The organism is Phyllobacterium sp. P5_D12 (genome assembly GCF_054049495.1).
In genome coordinates, this window is sequence record NZ_JBFUMG010000916.1 from 1 (window position 1) to 1,186 (window position 1,186).

Below are 1,186 nucleotides of genomic sequence, written 5' to 3' on the forward strand. Positions count from 1 at the left end.
CTATTGCGCCGACCGCTATCGMTCGTTCAATCCTGAGACGGGTACATTCCGCGGCTATGACGGACGCGATTATTTCTGCAACGCCAACTGATTTGTAATCATTCGCGTTTGACGAGCCGCCGGTCATCCGGCGGCTCTTTTTATGCTTCATTCAAGAATGGGTTGGTGCGGCGTTCTTCGCCAAAGCGGCCTCCGGGGCCATGTCCGCAGATGAAACCGATGTCGTCACCGAGCGGCAAGAGCTTGGTCTTGATGGAGTTGATCAGCGCGGCATGATCGCCGCGTTCAAGGTCTGTTCGCCCCACCGAACCATTGAAGAGCACATCGCCAACATGTGCAAATTTCGCCGCCCTGTTAAAATAAACGACATGGCCGGGTGCATGACCCGGACAATGCAATACTTCAAAGATATGCGATCCGAAAGATACGGTATCACCATCGTTCAGCCAGCGATCCGGCATACAATTGCGGACCTTGTCCGTGATGCCATATTTCAACGCCTTGGATTCAAGGCTGTCCAACAGAAACCGATCGGCTTCATTTGGCCCGATAATTTCGACGCCCAGTGCATCCTTCATATCCATTGCACCGGCAGCGTGATCGATATGCCCGTGTGTGATCCAGATTGCCTCAATCGTGATGCCATTTGAACGGATGACATTCAATATTTGATCGTTGTCGCCGCCCGGATCAACGAGCACGCCATGCTTGCCCTCGCTGTCAAAAAGGATCGTGCAATTCTGCTGGAAGGCCGTGACGGGAATAATACCGGCCTGCAATTGTCCCATTTCACCAACATCCTATGCGATACATTACTTGGATCAATATGTAGGACAATAACGACTCAAATGAAAAGGGCGGCCGTGTGCCGCCCTCGAAAACAGTTGATTTCGTTGTTAATGATATCGATCAGGCCTTTGCCATCGAATTCTTGATGAAGCCGACGATTGCAGTCAAGATGATACCACCGACACCACCGCCGGCTACCTGACCGATGATCGATCCGATATCAAGCCCGGAGGACGCCGCCGCATTTGCTACCACCTCGGCACCGCCTGCGCCAAGGAATTGCGTCAGGTAACCACCAACAAGGCCGCCGATACCACCAGCAACTGTGTTTCCGGTCGTACCGAGACTCAGGTTTTTTAGAAGACCGCCGACAATATTTCCGCCGACACCACCCGAG

Annotated in this window: 3 protein-coding genes; 1 reads left to right on the plus strand and 2 read right to left on the minus strand. The window is 52.8% G+C overall.

Annotation, left to right across the window (positions count from 1 at the left end; translation table 11 throughout):
* The coding region (locus ACXJ5O_RS27595; protein ID WP_457302694.1) for a BA14K family protein at positions 1-91 on the plus strand (91 nt) is incomplete at its 5' end.
* Positions 92-140: 49 nt separating this feature from the next.
* On the opposite strand, the gene ACXJ5O_RS27600 is transcribed toward ACXJ5O_RS27595, so the two are convergent.
* Complete coding sequence (locus ACXJ5O_RS27600; protein WP_457302692.1) at positions 141-788, minus strand: MBL fold metallo-hydrolase; 648 nt, start codon at positions 786-788, stop codon at positions 141-143.
* A gap of 121 nt (positions 789-909) precedes the next feature.
* The coding region (locus tag ACXJ5O_RS27605; protein ID WP_457302693.1) for a hypothetical protein at positions 910-1,186 on the minus strand (277 nt) is incomplete at its 5' end.